The 17,900-nt window shown below is 58.2% G+C and carries 14 protein-coding genes; 3 read left to right on the top strand and 11 right to left on the bottom strand.

Annotation, left to right across the window (positions count from 1 at the left end; all coding sequences use genetic code 11):
- Window positions 1–14 precede the first annotated feature (14 nt).
- The 6 genes from FHL16_RS06960 to FHL16_RS06935 form a co-directional block, all read right to left on the bottom strand.
- On the bottom strand, window positions 15–1,472 hold the full coding sequence (locus tag FHL16_RS06960) for a serralysin family metalloprotease (RefSeq protein ID WP_077747856.1): 1,458 nt from the start codon (window positions 1,470–1,472) through the stop codon (window positions 15–17).
- A gap of 448 nt (window positions 1,473–1,920) precedes the next feature.
- Complete coding sequence (locus tag FHL16_RS06955; RefSeq protein WP_077747855.1) at window positions 1,921–2,175, bottom strand: hypothetical protein; 255 nt, start codon at window positions 2,173–2,175, stop codon at window positions 1,921–1,923.
- A 118-nt stretch (window positions 2,176–2,293) separates the two neighbouring features.
- Window positions 2,294–3,379 (bottom strand): polyamine ABC transporter substrate-binding protein, encoded by a 1,086-nt coding sequence (locus FHL16_RS06950; protein ID WP_077747854.1) that lies wholly within the window; start codon window positions 3,377–3,379, stop codon window positions 2,294–2,296.
- Between the two features lie 51 nt (window positions 3,380–3,430).
- Window positions 3,431–3,772, bottom strand: coding sequence for a cupin domain-containing protein (locus FHL16_RS06945; RefSeq protein ID WP_077747853.1), 342 nt, complete (start codon window positions 3,770–3,772; stop codon window positions 3,431–3,433).
- Between the two features lie 42 nt (window positions 3,773–3,814).
- Window positions 3,815–5,221 carry an NAD(P)/FAD-dependent oxidoreductase gene (locus FHL16_RS06940; RefSeq protein WP_077747852.1) on the bottom strand — a complete coding sequence of 469 codons (1,407 nt, stop codon included), beginning with the start codon at window positions 5,219–5,221 and terminating at the stop codon, window positions 3,815–3,817.
- Between the two features lie 50 nt (window positions 5,222–5,271).
- Window positions 5,272–6,087: a helix-turn-helix domain-containing protein gene (locus FHL16_RS06935; protein ID WP_077747850.1), complete on the bottom strand. Its 816-nt coding sequence runs from the start codon at window positions 6,085–6,087 to the stop codon at window positions 5,272–5,274.
- Between the two features lie 263 nt (window positions 6,088–6,350).
- On the opposite strand from FHL16_RS06935, the gene FHL16_RS06930 reads away from it, so the two are divergent.
- A complete protein-coding gene (locus FHL16_RS06930) occupies window positions 6,351–6,626 on the top strand; it encodes a DUF1652 domain-containing protein (protein WP_010460414.1) in 276 nt (91 codons plus the stop codon).
- Window positions 6,627–6,683: 57 nt separating this feature from the next.
- Here FHL16_RS06930 and FHL16_RS06925 read toward each other — a convergent pair whose 3' ends face one another.
- Entirely contained in the window at window positions 6,684–9,158 is a 2,475-nt protein-coding gene (locus tag FHL16_RS06925) for a UvrD-helicase domain-containing protein (protein WP_077747849.1), read from the bottom strand.
- Between the two features lie 281 nt (window positions 9,159–9,439).
- Between FHL16_RS06925 and FHL16_RS06920 the strand changes: the two genes are divergently transcribed.
- Window positions 9,440–10,135, top strand: coding sequence for a pirin family protein (locus FHL16_RS06920; RefSeq protein ID WP_077747847.1), 696 nt, complete (start codon window positions 9,440–9,442; stop codon window positions 10,133–10,135).
- Window positions 10,136–10,322: 187 nt separating this feature from the next.
- Here FHL16_RS06920 and pgm read toward each other — a convergent pair whose 3' ends face one another.
- The 4 genes from pgm to FHL16_RS06900 form a co-directional block, all read right to left on the bottom strand.
- Window positions 10,323–11,969 carry a phosphoglucomutase (alpha-D-glucose-1,6-bisphosphate-dependent) gene (gene pgm, locus FHL16_RS06915; RefSeq protein ID WP_010460420.1) on the bottom strand — a complete coding sequence of 549 codons (1,647 nt, stop codon included), beginning with the start codon at window positions 11,967–11,969 and terminating at the stop codon, window positions 10,323–10,325.
- A 120-nt stretch (window positions 11,970–12,089) separates the two neighbouring features.
- Window positions 12,090–13,490 (bottom strand): aminotransferase-like domain-containing protein, encoded by a 1,401-nt coding sequence (locus tag FHL16_RS06910; RefSeq protein WP_077747846.1) that lies wholly within the window; start codon window positions 13,488–13,490, stop codon window positions 12,090–12,092.
- A gap of 67 nt (window positions 13,491–13,557) precedes the next feature.
- The gene (locus FHL16_RS06905) at window positions 13,558–15,036 is read right to left on the bottom strand and encodes a hypothetical protein (RefSeq protein ID WP_077747844.1); all 1,479 of its coding nucleotides are present in this window, start codon (window positions 15,034–15,036) and stop codon (window positions 13,558–13,560) included.
- 560 nt (window positions 15,037–15,596) lie between these two features.
- Window positions 15,597–16,619 carry a zinc-dependent alcohol dehydrogenase family protein gene (locus FHL16_RS06900; protein WP_010460426.1) on the bottom strand — a complete coding sequence of 341 codons (1,023 nt, stop codon included), beginning with the start codon at window positions 16,617–16,619 and terminating at the stop codon, window positions 15,597–15,599.
- A 269-nt stretch (window positions 16,620–16,888) separates the two neighbouring features.
- On the opposite strand from FHL16_RS06900, the gene FHL16_RS06895 reads away from it, so the two are divergent.
- Window positions 16,889–17,806, top strand: a complete 918-nt coding sequence (locus FHL16_RS06895) for a LysR family transcriptional regulator (protein ID WP_008156370.1) — start codon at window positions 16,889–16,891, stop codon at window positions 17,804–17,806.
- The last annotated feature ends 94 nt before the right edge of the window (window positions 17,807–17,900 follow it).

Here is a 17,900-nt window from a genome sequence, read left to right as displayed (position 1 = left end):
CTTATCGCGCTACATCACGCGGCGATGTCCGAGAACGCCGCCTGGCCAACGGTGCTGACCAGGAAGTCAGCCACGCCATGCCCGGAGAAGTCCACCGCCAACTGGCTGTTACCGCCCGAAGAGGTCAACACGGCATCGCCTGCCGCACCGGTGAACGAATTCACGAAGTGCAGGCCCGCGCCTTTGGTGATGGCGGTCAGGTCGATCTTGTCCAGGCCACTGACAAAGTCGAGGATCTGATCAGTCGCACCCGGCTTGGAATCGCTGCTCGCTGCGAACACAAAAGTGTCCGAGCCGGTACCGCCCCACAGCTTGTCCGCACCGCCCGCGCCGAAGAGGATGTCGTTGCCGGCACCGCCCTTCAGCTCGTTGGACACGCCATTACCAATCAGCAGGTCGTTACCCGAACCGCCAATCGCGTTCTCGATGGTTGCACCCTTGGCAATGGAAACGTTGCCAACCATGCCGCCAACATCGGAGAACGAGGCCTCATTGAGGTTGATCTTCTGGTTCTGGGTAAAACCGGAGAAGTCCAGCGTGTCTTTGCCGCCCGCATCCCACACCGAGAACACGACCTTGTCCGACGACGAAGACGCGCTCAGGAAATCGCGACCGGCATTGGAGTTGAAACCGTAGGTGGTGTCACCGGTGCGGGTGGTGGTGTTGGCACCGTAGAGTTTCTGGATGGCGGCAATATCGTCCAGCAACGGACCGGACGCATAGGCTTCGACGCCGGCCTTGCTGAAGTTCTGGTCGGTGTTGCTTTCACTCCAATAGCTCATGAGGCTGTAGCCGCGGGTGTCTTCCGCGTAGGTCGCGTCGTTGTAAGTCGGCGCGCCTTCACCGGCGTTGTAGTCGCCGGGGTGGGCCAGGCCCAGGGAGTGACCGATTTCGTGGGTCAGGGTTTGACGACCGTAGTTGTTCAGGTCCGGTGTCTTGTTGGGCGTGTAGCTGCTGTTGGTCAGGTACCAGGAAGTACCGTCATAACCGGCGCCGGTGCCAGGCAGGTAGGCGAATGCCGCTGCGCCGTCCTGGCCGCTGCTGTAATTGCCGAAGGTCATGTGACCGTCGCCGCCTGTGGCTTTCTCGGTGAAAGTGACTTTGGCCACATCGGCCCAGGATTGCATGGCGAGCACGGCCTGGGCTTTCTGCTGGGCGCTGAACTGACTGAAACCGGAAATCCCGTGCTTGTTCATGGTGCTCGACGACGCCGAGGTCAGGAACGTGTAGGTCAGTTCGATTTTGCCGCTGCCGTCCTTGTCCTGATAGGCAGCGCCGTCACGCAGCAATTGCGTCGCTGCCTCGTCGACGGAGTAGGACGGTTTGCCATTGACCGTGAGATTGCCACCCCGGTCATACTGATGGCTGAAGCTGTCGATCTGGTTGTACGCAGAACTGGGCGCAGCCAATGCTTGCAATGGCGAAAAGGCCTGTTCGGCAAGATCAATAGCGTTGTTTTTAACTTTCGACATAAACACACTTCCTTGTTTAGCAATGGAACAGTTTTTGTCAGATAGCGACAATCTCTGGCGAGATCGTCCTATCACTCGCCCAATGAAGGCGAAAGAAAACTGACACAATTCGAAATCAAACGTCTACATTTTTTTTGACGTCAAATTGTTCTGCCCCGGCAAGTACCCGGAAACAATGCCTGCGCTGTCGAAATATAGTTTTTAGTTGAGGGTTTCGGACTAATTGTCTGACAATTGCGTATTTAAATATTAAATAGAGGTAAGTTGGTTTTTGTCGAGAGCGTCTCACTTTTCCGTGACTTATTAATATGAGTGCCAGTGCAATGCCATCAGCCAAATCAAACGCCCGATGAGGGCAGTCATCCGCGATGACTTCCAGACGAACAGGAGCCAATGGTGAACACGTTGCGTGTTCACCATCGCATTTACCCACCGCCATCACTGCTTTCTAAACCTCATCAACAACGGACAAGACCGTTTCTCGACTGTCCAGAATCCCCAGTTGCTGGAGGATGTCATTGATGCCCCCCCATAGGCCGAGATCCTCAGGTGTCGGGGCTTCGACCAAGATACGACGCAAGCTCAGGTTGACCTTCAACCTGCCATAGGCGATTTCATCGGACTGGGCGCCTTTATCGATGATTCGCTTGGCAGCGAGGTTAATCTCTCCTTCAACGTAAGCTTGCAAAGCTGATTTGTTCATCGCGATTCTCCTTTGCAGACGTTATGTCTGTGCCGGAAACGCTACAAAGGATTTTGCCAGCCATCTACTGTCAGAATTTACAGGTCCAGACGGTCAATGCCGCGATTGGGTTATGGCCTCAACTCCCCGTCCGAATCTTGTTCCACACCCTCGTCCGAATCCGGTCGATATTCAGCGGCATCGCCTCCAGGGCGAACAGCTTGCCCATCATTTCCGGGCTCGGATAAACCTTGGTGTCATTCTTGATGGCCGGTTCGATCAGGCTGTCGGCCTGCTGGTTGCCGTTGGCGTAGTGAACATAGTTACTGATGCTGGCCATGACGTCCGGGCGCAGCAGGTAGTTCATGAACGCGTAGCCGGCCTTTTCGTCCGGGGCGTCGGCGGGCATGGCGACCATGTCGAACCAGATCGCGGCGCCTTCCTTGGGAATGGCGTAGCCGATGTCGATACCGTTCTTGGCTTCTTTGGCACGGTTCTCGGCTTGCAGGATGTCGCCGGAGAAACCGACAGCTACACAGATGTCTCCGTTGGCCAGGTCGCTGGTGTATTTGGATGAGTGGAAATAGCTGACGTAGGGCCGGACTTTCATCAGCAGCGCTTCAGCTTTTTTGTAGTCTTCCGGGTTCTTGCTGTGGTGCGGCAGCCCGAGGTAATTCAGCGCGGCCGGCAGCAGTTCGGGGCCGTTGTCGAGGATGGCGACGCCGCACTTTTGCAGCTTGGCCATGTTCTCGGGCTTGAAGATCAGGTCCCAGGAGTCCACTGGCGCGTTGTCGCCCAGCACCGCCTTGACCTTGGCGATGTTGTAGCCGATACCGGTGCTGCCCCACAGGTATGGGAAACCGTGTTCGTTACCCGGGTCGTTGGTCTGCAATGCCGTGAGCAATACCGGGTTGAGGTTCTTCCAGTTAGGCAGCTGGTTCTTGTCGAGCTTCTTCAGCGCCCCGCCCTGAATCTGCCGTGCCATGAAGTGGTTGGACGGGAATACCACGTCGTACCCGGATTTTCCGGTCATCAACTTGCCGTCCAGGGTTTCGTTGCTGTCGTAGACGTCGTAGCTGAAGGCGATGCCGGTTTCTTTCTGGAAGTTTTTAGTGGTATCCGGCGCGATGTAGTCCGACCAGTTATAGATCTTGACGGTCTCGGCGGCATGGCTGAGGGACGCGACAAGCGCAAGGGGTGCCAGGGTCAGTGTCTTTCGGATCATGAGTCGATTCCTGTATGGGTTGTTTTTGGCAGGCAATCAAAGGATCAAAAATCAAAAAATCAAAACGTAGGTCTTGCGCACGGTTTCCTGGATATCCCAGATGCCGAGGCTGTTGGCTGGCAACATCAGTGCGTCGCCGGCTTCGATGTAGAGGGTTTCACCGTCGTCCGGGGTGAACGTGCAGCGCCCCTGGATGAAGTGACAGAATTCCTGGGCAACGATCTGCCGACGCCAGCGGCCGGGCGTGCACTCCCAGACGCCGGTTTCGACGCCATCGTCGCGTTCGACGCTGGTGGTCGAAGCCACCGCCACCGGTGTTCCCAGCGGCACGGCGACGGGGTTCGACTCCTCCAGTTCCAGTGTTGCGGTGTTCTTGAATTGCGTGATGCCCATGGGAGTACCTGTCGATTGAGCCTGTAGATGAAAGCGTGCTGTTCAGTGCATGAAACCTTCCATGAACCCCGCCACCTTGCTCGCCAGTTTGCGGCGCCAAGGGGCTGTCGCCGGGTTGGCCAGGGTCTGGTCTTCGTGGACGAAGCTGCGGATGATTGCGTTGTAACCCAGCCAGCGGCAGGGTTCGGGTTCCCAGGCCCGGAGCGTGTCCAGACCGCCTTGAGGCATGACCCAAGGCTGGTGAACCAGTTCGGTATCGCGCTCAAGAATCAGAGCCGCCAGGGTTCGGCCGCCCAGGTTGCTGGCGCCGACGCCCTCGCCGCCATAACCGCCGGACAAGGCAATGCCGCTGGCCTGATCGCAGAGCATGTGCGGCTTGAAGTGCCGGGACATGCCCAGGTTGCCGCCCCATGCGTGGGTAATCTGCACGTTCTTGAGTTGCGGGAAGAGTTCGCTGAACAGGTAGCGCCGCAACTCCACTTCGCTGGTGGTCAGGTCAAAGTCATGGCGCAATTTTCCGGCAAACTGGTAGCCGCCCCGGGCGCCGAACACCAGGCGGTTGTCGGCCGTACGCTGGCCGTAGGTGACCTGTCGACTGCTTTCGCTGAACGCCTGGCCGCGGCTCAGGCCGATTTCGTCCCAGGTCGCGGCAGACAATGGTTCGGTGGCGACAATCAGGCTTTGTACCGGTAACTGATAACGGCCGAGGGGTGGCAACGTGACCGAATAACCTTCTACCGCCGGCACGATCCAGCGGCTGCGGACCTGAGCCTTTGCCGTGCGCAAACTCCCCGACTGCCACTGCGTGACCGCGCTGTTTTCGTAGATTTTGACACCCATGCGCTCGACCGTTTCTGCCAGGCCTCGCACCAACTTTGCCGGGTGAATGGTCGCAACGTGCGGTGCATAGATACCGCCATAAGGCTTCGCCACTCTGATCTGTCGCGTCAGTTGCTCCGGGCTGAGCCAGCGGTAATCGCTTTCGGTCAGGCCTTGGCGGTAAAGCTTGTCCAGATAGTCGCGCAGGCTGGTTTCCTGCTCGGGATAACGCGCGGCACAGTACAACACCCCGCCTTTGCGATAATCGCAGTCGATGCCCTCCCGTTCGATGACAATCTCGACTTCATCAGGAATGCTGTGCAGCAGATCGAAAGAGGCGCGGCGTTGGTCTGGCGGCAAACCCGCCAACAGACGGTCCTCGCCCAGCAAGTTACCCATCAGCCAGCCGCCGTTGCGGCCCGACGCGCCAAAACCGGCGGTTTGCGCTTCGACGATGGCAATGTCCAGGCCTGGCGCCAAGCGCTTGAGGTAATACGCGGTCCAGAGCCCGGTGTAGCCCGCACCGATGATGGCCACGTCGACGTCCAGGTCATGTTCCAGCGCAGGACGCGCCAGCAACGGCTCGTCGAGTTGATCCATCCACAAACTGATAGTGCGCCACGCCGACATGCCAGACTCCGCCACTCAAACTTCGATGGCGTCGATCCTAGTGCGTGACCTCAGGGGCTGTCGTGCGCGCGTGCACGCAAAGAAATTTGTTTGACGTAAGCCTTGGGCGACAGCCCTGTGTGCTGGCGAAAACAACTGTAGAACGCCGACAAGGAGTTGAAGCCGGCGGCAAACGCCAGCTCATCAATGCGCAGCGGTGGCATGGCGACGTCCAGCGCCGCGAGTAAATGCTGCAGCCGCGCTTGATTGACATAGCGATAGAAGCTCTGGCCCAACACTTGATTCAGCAGATAGGAAATCTGATTGCGGCTGTACCCGCACTCCTGCGCCACCCGTTGCAGATCGAGCTCGGGATCCAGATAAGGTTGCTGGCGCTGGAAATACTGTTGTAGGTCCTCAGCCATGAAACTCAGCTGGCGCGGTGAAAGCCCAAGTCGGCTGGCGGCCGGGCGCGAATTCGTAGCGGTGTTGCGTTGCGGTTGTTCGCGCACCAGTGACGCGTATTCGTTGACTCGCCAGATCAACCCGTCGCGCACCGTGATCGCTTCACTGGAACGGAACGACACCAGCCCTTCGCCGCCGCGCAAGGTCATCTGGTACTGGATGAACGCAGTGTTGCCGTCCAGCCGTATGCGATCGGAATGCTCCAGCGCTTCGTCCGGGTTACGCGGCATGCTGCCGCGCACGTACTCACGCAACTCATCCAGGCCCATGATCCGGTTCTGGAAAAAGTCGTTGTACTGAATGTCCGGGTGATAAAGCGCCATCACACCGTCCAGATCCCGGTGTTTCCAGCACAGGTGGTAGCGCATGACCGTCTCGCCCGTGGCCTGGGTTTGCAGGGGGCCATCATCATCGGCGTGCATAAGGGACTCGACGAAAAAAGCCGAGCTTGCCGAAGTTCGGCCGCGGCTTCAATGACCACGCCTGATCGCCGGTAACGCCGAGCAAGGCCCGGCACGTGATCCATATCAAAAAAATGGTAGCAATCGCCAAACGGACTGAAAAAAATCACATGGTTTTCACATCCGGGTGCTACTTTTAAAGGCAGTCACCGGTTGAGCCATTGAAGGCTCTTCCCTCCTAACATGAGCTAAAGGAAGCGCTCGATGAAGAAGGCGGGCAACACATGAATAAAGGGTCTTTCAGCAAAGTTACGTTTCCAAACGCCTGTCAGCTGATGCGCTGGCATTTCCATCCCATGGGATTCGAGGCGAGCATGGACGCGCCGGGCAGCATGATTGCCCGCCTGTTTGACCGCGCCAGTGGCGAGACCATGATCGCCATTGCAGGCATTCCATGCGCAACCGTGATGAATGCCGCGGACGTAGAACGAATAATCGAAGCCGTGGAAGACGAGCTAGAGTCTTTCATACCTCCCCAGGCCTTCAAGAGTTATGCCTGAAGGCCAAACGCCCAACAAAAAGCCCACATCATGTGGGCTTTTTTGTGGGACTCGGGTTCAGGCCAGTTTCTGACCCTGGCGATGATCAGCAAAGAATGGCTTGTCCTTGCCAATCCGGTCAGACGCCTTGGGCATGTTCGCCGCCTGAGTATCCTGCCCGTCGACATACCAGTAGCAATGACTCACCGCCCGAGTGATGCCGACGTAAGCCAGCCGCAGGATTTCGTCTTTCTGTGCGTTGTCGTATGGCTCGTTGTCGCCCGTCTTGCCAAGGCCCGCCATGCGATAGACCTGATTCTTGTAGGGAGAACTGGTCAGATGCTGACAATCACCCAGCAAAAACACCGCGTCAGCCTGCAAGCCCTTGGCGCTGTGATACGTCAGCTGTTTGATGCGCCGTGCTTCATATGGCAAGTTAGAATCCACATTAACTACAGACTGAATGTGTTGTTCAATCAATAACTTATCGCTGCTTTTTCGATAAAGCATCAAGATTGAATCACCTTGTCGGTAATGCTGGATCAGGCGTTGAGCCATGCCTTGATCATCCCGATCCATGACGTTCACCGGCAAGAGTGCCTTGGGTTCACCGCTGGCCTTGGCCTTTTTCCCGGCGATCGACGGCGCTGCGCGGACGATATGCTCGGCCGCATCAATGATGTGCTGATGACTGCGGAAATTGTCGCTGAGCATCACTTTGGTCGTGCTCGGTGACGGGAATTCCTTGTTGAACTCCATGAAATACGCTGGAGAACTGCCGCGCCAGCCATAAATGGACTGCCAGTCATCGCCGACGCAGAGCAAGGACGAACGTTGCGCGCCTCGCCCCACATGCATCGCCGGGCCGCGACTGCGGATCTCGGCCAGACTGGCACGGATCCACGAGACAATTTGCGGCGATACGTCCTGAAATTCGTCGATCATCAGGTGTGACAAGGGCCTTAGCAGCTCATCGCTCAGCAGCTTCAGGTTTTCCGGGGAGTGCTCGCTAAACAAGGCAAACATCCGGTTGTAGGTCATCACCGGTGGTTTTTGATCAAGCAAATGATCTTCCAGGGCGCGCCAGAACAGGCTCAGAGCTTCGAAGAAATACCGGTCCGGGTCATCCTTGGCGAAACTCATCTGGCCTACGGCACTCGGAACATCCAGGCCGAGGTTTTCGATAAACCCGGCGGCGGCCACAAAACAATCCAGCAAGGGGGCTGATCCCAGCTCACCTTTGACCTTGTAATCGAAACCCGGACCGGCACTGGCATCCCCTGCCAGGGAAGCCAGTACGCGCTTTGATGATTCGTAACTATCCAGCCATATCAACGGTTTACGACAGAAAGCTTGAAACAGGGTGCGCTTCACCGCCCATTCCGCGCGGACAGTTAACTTGGCATTCGGGCGGCAGACCTGCGGATTTTCCCGTGGGTCAAAACCGAGTACCACCCAGGCGTCCAGCGTGGGGATGTAGCCGTGACAATGGAAAGTCGCACCATTGATATCGAAAGCCTGCCGATTGGGCTCGATGCCTTTGATTGGCCAGGCGCCGGCACGAAACCACAGGTCTTCAATCGTGTCGCAGAGCTCCTCGTCACGTTTGGCCGCCAACTCGGTCACCGCCACGCGCTTCTGCACGTCGGGGTGATCGCGCTCAAGCTCCTTGAGCTGCAAGGCATGACGGGACAATGGCTTGATCAGTTCGCGAAAACGCTCATCGCGGGTGTGCAGGCTGTGAAAACACGCATTGAGTTGCTGACGCTGCGCGTCATTGATGCGCAGGTCGAAGGGATTGCTGTCGACCTCCTCATCGCCGTTTTGCGCGCGATTGCTGAGGTTTTCGAATGCTTGCAGGCGCTCGAAGCCCGGCAGGCTGCGCGCCATCGGCAGGATTCGCGAGTGGAAGGTGCGCACCAGGTCGCGCGCCTCCTTGAGGCTCAGTGCCCGGCCCCACACACCAAACAATTCGGTCAGCTTATTAATGAAGTCCTTGCGCGACTCGCGGGTGAAGGTCACCACGGTCATCGAGCTCAGCTCGAAGCCCAGGTAATGGGTCAGCAGCAGGATACGCAGGACCAGTGTCGTCGACTTGCCTGCACCCGCCCCGGCAATCACCGACGTCGAAGGCGTGTCGCTGAAAATCATTTTCCACTGGGCGGCGCTGGGCTGAGCGTGAGGTGGCAGCAGTCGGGCGACATCGGCCTTCATGCGCTTCTTCAGATCAGCGCTGAGTGGCAGGCGCCAATCGTCGAACAAGTTGTGATCGACATTAGGTGGCCGGTGCTCGGTGGAGCGCGAATCGCGGATCAGCAGAACCTGCCGGCCTTCTTCCAACCCCTCGGCTTTGCCTTCCTTATAGCCGTAATCGACCCCGGCGCTGTGACCACTGCGAAACCCATCGGCTTGCCCGTGCAACCACGAGGCACGGTGTTGCGCGCGCAGACGGGTCAAGCCATGGCCAAAAAACCGGGCGGCGAGGCGCTTGAGCAGTGGCATCTCGGCCAGGGGACGAAGTTCGGGAGGAAGATCGGGGGTGTGTTGCGGCACGCGGGCTGACTCCAGGGTGTGAGGCTGACGAGGGCTATGGTGTCCGTATTTGCCGTTGAGTTCTAGTGAAATGCTTACAGGTCATTGGCTTATACGATGAAGTGAAGGCTGGATGAGAACGTTTCGAGGTTATTTGATATCAACTTATCCGATCATGATGAGGCATTTTTTACGCTTTTTATCGATTGGTGCCTGATAGATGATGCCCGCCATCAACCACCGGTTCTCGTTTCGTGGCTCAGGCGCTCTGCCCCATGACGAACCTTTTTCAGGAGACGATCATGCTTGAACTCAGACCTTTCAGCTCCCTGGGCGGCGCCCACCATGGCTGGTTGGATGCCCACCACCACTTTTCGTTCGCCGAGTACCACGACCCGAAACGCATGAACTGGGGCAACCTGCGGGTATGGAACGACGACGTGATTGCCTCCGGCACTGGGTTCCCTAAACACCCGCACCGGGACATGGAAATCATTACCTATGTTCGTGAAGGTGCAATTACCCACGAAGACAACCTCGGCAACAAGGGCCGCACCGAAGCGGGCGACGTTCAGGTCATGAGCGCCGGCACCGGGATCGCTCACAGTGAATACAACCTGGAAGCGAACGAAACCAGGATCTTTCAGATCTGGATCATCCCGAACGAATCCGGCCTGGCCCCCTCTTGGGGCGCCAAGCCATTCCCGAAAGGCCAGCGTGAAGGCTTCGTGACGTTGGCCAGCGGTAAGGCGGGTGACGATCAAAGCCTGCGAATCCGTGCCGATGCACGGCTGGTGGCCGCCAATCTGAAGGCCGGTGAATCCGCCGAGTATCGCCTGGACAGTGGCCGTCGCGCTTATCTGGTTCCGGCTACCGGGGTCATTGAAGTCAATGGCTTGCGTGCACAAGCTCGAGACGGTGTTGCCGTGGCGGATGAGCAGGTGTTGCGGGTGACTGCGATTGAGGACAGTGAGATCGTGTTGGTGGATCTAGCTTGATCGGGTAAATGCAGGGCAAAAAAAGGGGCGACCGTTGATGGTCGCCCCTTTTTTACATCTGAATCCTGAGTGGCCGTGCTGGCGTCTTCGCGGGCAAGCCTCGCTCCTACAGGATAGATATCGCTCACAATCATGTGATCGACTCCGCCCATGCAGGAGCGAGGCTTGACCGCGAAGGGTCGCTCAATCACTTCGCAGAAATAGCGCCATCCACCAGGGTCTGAGCTTCTGCAACCAACTGCTTGAGGTGCTCGTCACTGACGAAGCTCTCAGCGTAGATCTTGTAAATATCTTCAGTCCCCGAAGGCCGTGCTGCGAACCAGCCGTTCTCGGTCATGACTTTCAAACCGCCAATGGCCTGGTCGTTACCCGGCGCGTGGCTGAGGATGCTCTGGATCGGTTCGCCCGCCAGTTGGGTCGAGGTGACCTGATCCGGTGACAGCTTGCTCAACAAGGCCTTCTGTTCAGGGTTGGCCTTGGCGTCGACGCGCACCGAGAACGGTTCGCCGAGCTCGTCAGTCAACGCACGGTAGGCCTGGCTCGGGTCGCGACCGGTACGAGCGGTCATTTCTGCCGCCAGCAATGCCGGAATCAAGCCGTCCTTGTCGGTGCTCCAGACGCCGCCGTCCTTGCGCAGGAACGAGGCCCCCGCGCTTTCTTCGCCGCCAAAGCCCAGCGAACCGTCGAACAGACCGTCAGCGAACCATTTGAATCCGACTGGCACTTCGTACAGGCGACGGCCCAGGCGCTTGGCCACACGATCGATCAAGCCGCTGCTGACCACGGTTTTGCCCACGGCAGCATCGGCGCGCCACTGTGGACGGTTCTGGAACAGGTAATCGATGGAAACGGCGAGGTAGCTGTTCGGTGCCAGCAGACCACCGGACGGGGTCACGATGCCATGGCGATCGTGATCCGGGTCGCAAGCAAACGCTACGTCAAAGCGCTCTTTCAGACCGATCAGGCCTTGCATGGCATGGCTCGACGAGGGGTCCATCCGGATTTGCCCGTCCCAGTCGACTGTCATGAAGCGGAACGTCGGGTCGACCTGCTTGTTCACCACTTCCAGGTCCAGACGGTAGTGCTCGGCAATCGCCGACCAGTAGCGCACCCCTGCTCCGCCCAGCGGATCAACGCCCAGACGCAGCTTGGCACCACGGATGGCATCGAAGTCGATCACGTTGATCAGGTCGGCGACGTAGGTATTGAGGTAATCGTGACGATGGGTCGTGCCGGCCTTCAATGCCTGCTCGTAGCTGATGCGTTTGACGCCGGCCAGCTTGTTGCCCAGCAGCTCGTTGGCCTTCGCTTCGATCCACTTGGTGATGTGGGTATCGGCCGGTCCACCGTTGGTGGGGTTGTATTTGTAGCCACCGCTTTGCGGCGGATTGTGCGATGGCGTGATGACGATACCGTCCGCCAGGCCCGAGGTACGGCCGCGGTTGTAGCACAGAATCGCGTGGGAAATCGCCGGGGTCGGCGTGTATTCGTCACCCTCGGCGATCATCACGGTCACGCCGTTCGCGGCCAGCACTTCCAGGGCGCTGGCGCCGGCCGGGGTGGACAGCGCGTGGGTGTCGATGCCGACAAACAGCGGACCATCGATACCCTGGGCTTCGCGGTACAGGCAGATCGCCTGACTGATCGCCAGAACGTGCCATTCGTTGAAACTCAGATCGAACGAGCTGCCTCGGTGTCCGGACGTGCCGAAGGCTACGCGTTGGGTAGAGATGGCGGCATCAGGCTGGCCGGTGTAATAGGCCGTTACCAGTCGCGGGATGTCGACCAACAATTCTGCCGGTGCCGGTTTGCCCGCAAAAGGACTGAGTGTCATGCAAAACCTCTGGAATAGAGTGGTTCAGGAGTAGGAGCGCAGTTTACTGGCAGTTTGACCGCGGCGCGACGTTATCGATCCCGAGGGAAATGTTATCAATCGCCAAAGCCCCACCCCTGCTCAATCGATCGATTCCAGGCGCAAGGCATCGCCCAGCAAACCCATGGCCGCCCCGAGGTCGTGGTCGCCGCCGAAGGTATGGCTCAGGCGCAAGTGTTGCGCGTGCAACCCTTGGAGGCTGAACAGCTCCCCTGGCGCAATCACCACCTGGTGCCTGAGCAGGCGCTGGAACACCCGACGCACATCGACCTGACGCAGCGATTGCACCCAAATCGTCGCACCGCCCAAGGGTTCGACAAAGTGCAAGGCATCCCCCAGACGCTCCTGCAACAGTTGGGTCATGTGCACCTTGCGGTCCTTGAGCAGCCGGCGCAATACCAACAAGTGCTGATCGATTCGTCCATTGCTGTAAAGCCGTGCGATGGCTTTCTGGCGAATCGGTGACAACCGGAATGAACGTAACAGGAAATGCCGCTGCAGTTCGACGCTCAATTGCCGCGAGAGCAGATAACCATAAGGCGCTTCCGGCCCGATGGATTTTTCGAAGGTGGAGAAAACGATCAGCCGGTCCGGGTTCAGCAGATCGCGAAACCGCAGGCCGTCGGGCTCGAATGCGAGCTCGCCATAGCAGTCGTTCTCCAACACCCAACTGCCATGACGCTCCAGCAGTTCAGCGGTTGACTGCCTGTTGCTGTGGGAAGCCACGCTGCCGCGCGGCATGTTGAGGCCGGAAGAAAGCATGACCAGCCGCACCGGCTTGGTCTCCAGCAGTTGCTTGAGCTGCTCAAGATCCAGGCCGCCATTGGCTTGCAGAGGCAACTCGATGACCTGGACGTCAGCGTCCTGGAGCAAGCGCAGGATCATCCAGTCGCAGGGCGATTCGACGACTACCATGGCATCTTTGAGACACAGTACAGCGATCAGTATTTCCAGGACACCACGCAAATCGGCGCCAATGTAGACATTATCGGCGTGCCAGCAACGTGCCGGAGACGAGGTATAGCGTGCGGCCAGTGCGGCGCGCAGTTCCAGTTCGCCACAAGGTTGTGAAGTCGGTTGCGGCTGACGCGGATATTGACGCAGCAGTTCTCTTTCAAGCAGCAACAACGGGCTGTCCAAGGGCTGCAACAACGCCGGTTCATCCGCGCTCAACACCAGCATCCCCGGTCGCCTGGCGTTCACATAAACCGTCTCGAGCAGGTCATTGCCGCTGCTGAGCGGGTGAATGGACGACACCGGCAGCGCGTAATAGCCGGATTTGGCGACCGAATACACCCGCCCTTCCTTTTCCAGCAGCGAATAGGCGTACTGAATCGTCGAAATCGATACGCTCAAACGGTCCGCCAATTGCCTTAATGAAGGGAGGCGGACCCGCGTGTCGCTGACGGGCTCGTTGATGAGGTTAGTCAGGTAACGGTACACCGCCTGATAGGCAAAGTCGGTTTCGCGGGGTCCTTTCATGGGTGATGACCAAGCACGCCACGCGCCGCGTGGGGTGGGTGGATGAGCGCGGTAACCCCGAGAATTTTCAACGACCCGTTGACCGTTCGCCATTTGCGGCGTTGCCCGCGTCGAGGTCCAGCGCAGGCTCATCCGCATTACCGACTGCCGGGCCCGGCCCTTCGCCCCTCGCAACCGGTCCCATCCGGTAAAGCGTGCCGATCAACTTGACGGTCAACCCGCTGACGTCGACCATCCATTGCAGCACCTGCTCGGGAGCCGACTTGCCCTGCATCGCCCGGTGCAGATCAGGCAACGCCACGAGCATACCGGGATGGCATTGGCGTAGAAAACGCTCAAGCGAGGCGCCGTTATCGACGAAGGGCGCGAACAGCAAGCACACCAGTTGAGCCTCACTCAAGCCCAGGCTTTTCTGGGCCTGCGCCGCTGCCAATGCACGCTGGTCGGACATTGTCGTCGGGTTAACGAACGTTTCCATTACCTGCTCGCAATAGCGCTCGGGAAGCTGTTTGCGACGCATCATGACCAAGGCCCGCTGTACGTAATCGGCGACGCCTGCTTCATAGGTGCGGCCATGAACAAAACACGCCTCCAGCCCCCGAACGTGCGCAGAAATCGTCAGGCTGACAAACTCGTTATCACTAAGCTGGGCCGCCAGTTCGTCAGGCTGAAACCCGAGGAAATCGGTGAGTAGCGGCCAGCGATCTTCCAGATTGCTGACCAGCATGTCGTGAATATCGATGAAGGTTGTGCGCCGACACGCTTCAAATGATTCGGCCGGCCGCCACTCAGCCTGCCCATGCTCAGAATAAAACTCGCGGTAGCAATCGCTGCCCAGTTCATCCAGTCGCGCGAACAGCTCCTCGTAACCGGATTCAGGGGCATTCGATGCATTGAGGCCAGCCTTTTGCGCCGCACGGGTCAACCCATGCATGAACTGCTTTTGCTGACGAGGTGTATCGCTGCTGACCAACGCATCGACGCCTCGGTCCCAACGGCAGATTTGCCCATAAAACTCGCCCGCCGCCAGGTACCCGTCATCCCACAGGTCAAGCGGCCCGTTCCAGGTTCGCCGATGACCCACCATCAACAGATTGAGGCGATTTGACTCGCGACCTGCATCGGAGACCGGCGCCAGATGGCTGAATGGCAGGACTTCCCGGTTATCGACCATCACCACTTCGACCCGAGGATCGTCGTAGAGAAACAGCGCACTGCAACTGTGATGGATGTTTTCAAGGGCCATCGGGCTTGCGCCATTCGTGCGCAAGGTCGCGACTCTCAGCTGGAACGTCGCAGGCGCCCGGCCAGCGATGCTCAATTGTGCGGCGCGCAGCAATGCCAGCGTGTAGCAACAGTCGCGGGTTCCGGACTGGATCGACAACACCTTGTATTCGCCGATCCGCTCCATGCCACCCGCGGAGACCACCAGGCGCTGAATCATCAGCTGCAGTGCCGTGCGCTCGGCGCGTGAAAAAAAACTCAGCAATCGCTGCAATACTTGCTGATAAACATAGTTCATTGCCTGTTCATGGGTATGGGTCATCATTGTTTACCTGTTACGCATAGGTTCGATGTCACGCAAACAACTGTGTGCATTGCGCACACGGCTGACTGACATGATTAAAGTGTTTCGATTGATATGAAATCCTAACACTTAGTTTTGAGTAATTATTTGAAATGAATCGAGCTTACTTGTGACCCTGTCCGCACACGATGGCAGGAAAGCCCCGCAGGACAAGGGTCCTGCGACCACACGAGGGATCCTAGGAAATGTCCGACAGCGTCCCACAGACATGTAGCACGAGAAATAAAGAAAGAAGTCGCAATTAATTTTTCGGCAATTGATCGATAACACGCTATTTGTTGAGCTTGTATTACCGGAGTGCGAAGAAAAGTATCTGTCCAATACCCAGCCATAGCTCATTCCTTGAGATGAAAGTAATCATTCAATTATCGGGGCTTATAGGGTGATTAGAAGATACAGATTGAGAGCAAAAACCAGTTCAGTTGCTGAACTGACTCGTCGCAGGTTGAGGGGGACGTCTCGGAATTTCGGAGGGGGAAATGCAAAAGTCCGTGCAAGCACGGACTTTTTCAGTGGTGTTACGCCGGATCGACCTGGAGCGCAACCCGTTCGCGACACGGGCATTCATCCATGTAGCGGTGCGCCTCGACAAACTCGGAAAAAGGAAAGACCCGAGTCTTGAGTGGCAGCAACACGCGGTCTGCGGTCAGCTGGTTGATGTCGCGCAAGGCACGTTGCAGTGCGACCTGATCCTGGATGATGCCCAGCTCCGGCTTGCCAGTGAAGTTGCCGATGCAGTGAACGAAGAACTGAATGTTCTTCTGGAACGCTGCGCAGGCCGGGAACGGCGTCTGGTTACCACCTTGCAGGCCGTACAGCACCAGGCTGCCACGAGGCGCGAGCACATCGCCCAGCAGTGACATCTGCGGACCGCCGAGGCCATCGAACACCACATCCACGCCGCGGTTGTCGGTGATTTTGTTGATCCGCATGAGCAGATCCTCTTCCTCGGTGACGATTACTTTCTCGGCACCCAGTGACAGCAGGTATTCACGTTCTTCAGCGGTCTTGGTGGCGGCAATTACCCGCACGCCCAATGCCTTGCCCAGTTGCACAAACGATGGACCGGCACAGTGGCTCGCGTCAGTCACCAAGGCAAATTGCCCAGGTTTGACACGCGCCAGATCGACATAAGCGAAGTAGGCAATCAGCAGCGGCGTGTAATGCACGGCCGCTTCAATCGGGCTGAGCACGTCCGGATAACGGGTCAATGCCGAGCGAGGCAGAACGATCTGCTCGCCGTAGACCGGATAGTCGTTGGGGCTTTCAGCCGGGAAGCTGGCGACCTTGTCACCGACTGCCAGGTCATCGACGCCCTCGCCGACCGCTGTCACGACGCCGGACATCTCATGGCCAAGGCCAGAAGGCAGACGAGCATGGGATGAGGCCAGGTTCTGGCGCCAGAGAATGTCGTACCAGCTGATGCCAATCGCCTCGACGCGCACCTGCACTTCGCCCGGCGCAGGGAGAGCGGCCGCATGCTCTTCGCATTTGAGCACCTCGGCTGGACCAAACTTGTGAAAACGGATCGTGCGGGACATCGCAAACCTCGTCAAAGAAACCTCTAATGCCCTGAACTCTATCTGGGCTTTCTACCCAAGACTATCAGTGGCTATTAATAGTCGACATGCCTGTCATTGATTCCGCAGCATCCATTGGATCAACGGTTATCGTAAAAATCCGGAGCATCCGTTCCTGGGAAACTGAATTATTCGGTGCAGAGTAGCAGCCTTTCCCCGTAATATTCATGCCGGCCATTGTTCTCATATGGCCGCTCTCGTCAAGCTTGATGACTCTGCCAGGACTCCAGATGAATCGTAATGACCTGCGTCGTGTCGACCTGAACCTGTTGATCGTTTTTGAAACATTGATGCACGAACGCAGTGTGACCCGTGCTGCGGAGAAATTGTTCCTCGGCCAGCCGGCCATCAGTGCGGCGCTCTCACGCCTGCGCGGGCTGTTCGATGATCCGTTATTCGTGCGCACCGGGCGCAGCATGGAGCCTTCCGCTCGCGCGGTGGAAATCTTCGCCCTGCTCTCTCCTGCCCTGGATTCGATTTCCACGGCGGTCAGCCGTGCGGCAGAATTCGACCCGGCGACCAGTACGGCGGTGTTCCGCATTGGCCTGTCGGACGATGTCGAGTTCGCGCTGCTGCCGATGCTGCTCAAGCGTTTGCGTGCGGAATCGCCGGGGATCGTATTGGTGGTGCGTCGGGCCAACTACATCCTGATGCCGAGCCTGTTGGCCTCGGGGGAGATTTCCATCGGCGTCAGCTACACCGCCGACCTGCCGGCCAACGCCAAGCGCAAAGTGCTGCGCCGCAGCATGCCGAAGCTGTTGCGCGCCGATACGGTGCCGGGGCCATTGAGCCTCGATGACTTCTGCGCCCGCCCCCATGCGCTGGTGTCGTTTGCCGGTGACCTGAGCGGCTTTATAGATGAAGAACTGGAAAAGCTCGGGCGCAAACGTCATGTGGTGCTCGCGGTGCCGCAGTTCAACGGGCTCAGCACACTCATCAGCGGGACCGATATCGTCGCGACGGTGCCTGACTATACCGCTGAGGCGTTGACGGCGGCTGGCGGGGTGCGAGCTGAAGATCCGCCCTTGCCGGTGCGCAGCTTTGAATTGCACATGGCGTGGCGTGGGTCGCAGGATAATGACCCGGGTGAACGTTGGTTGCGCTCCAGGATCCAGATGTTCTTCGGGGATCCGGATAGCCTGGCGTGATCCTGATCTTTTGTTGGGGCTGATGGCCTCTTCGCGGGCAAGCCTCGCTCCTACAGGGATTTAATCAGCGGCACAATTCCCTGTGGGAGCGGGC

This window comes from Pseudomonas sp. FSL W5-0299 (assembly GCF_005930655.1).
Classification (GTDB): domain Bacteria; phylum Pseudomonadota; class Gammaproteobacteria; order Pseudomonadales; family Pseudomonadaceae; genus Aquipseudomonas; species Aquipseudomonas mandelii.
This window is presented reverse-complemented; position numbering and strand designations above follow the sequence as displayed.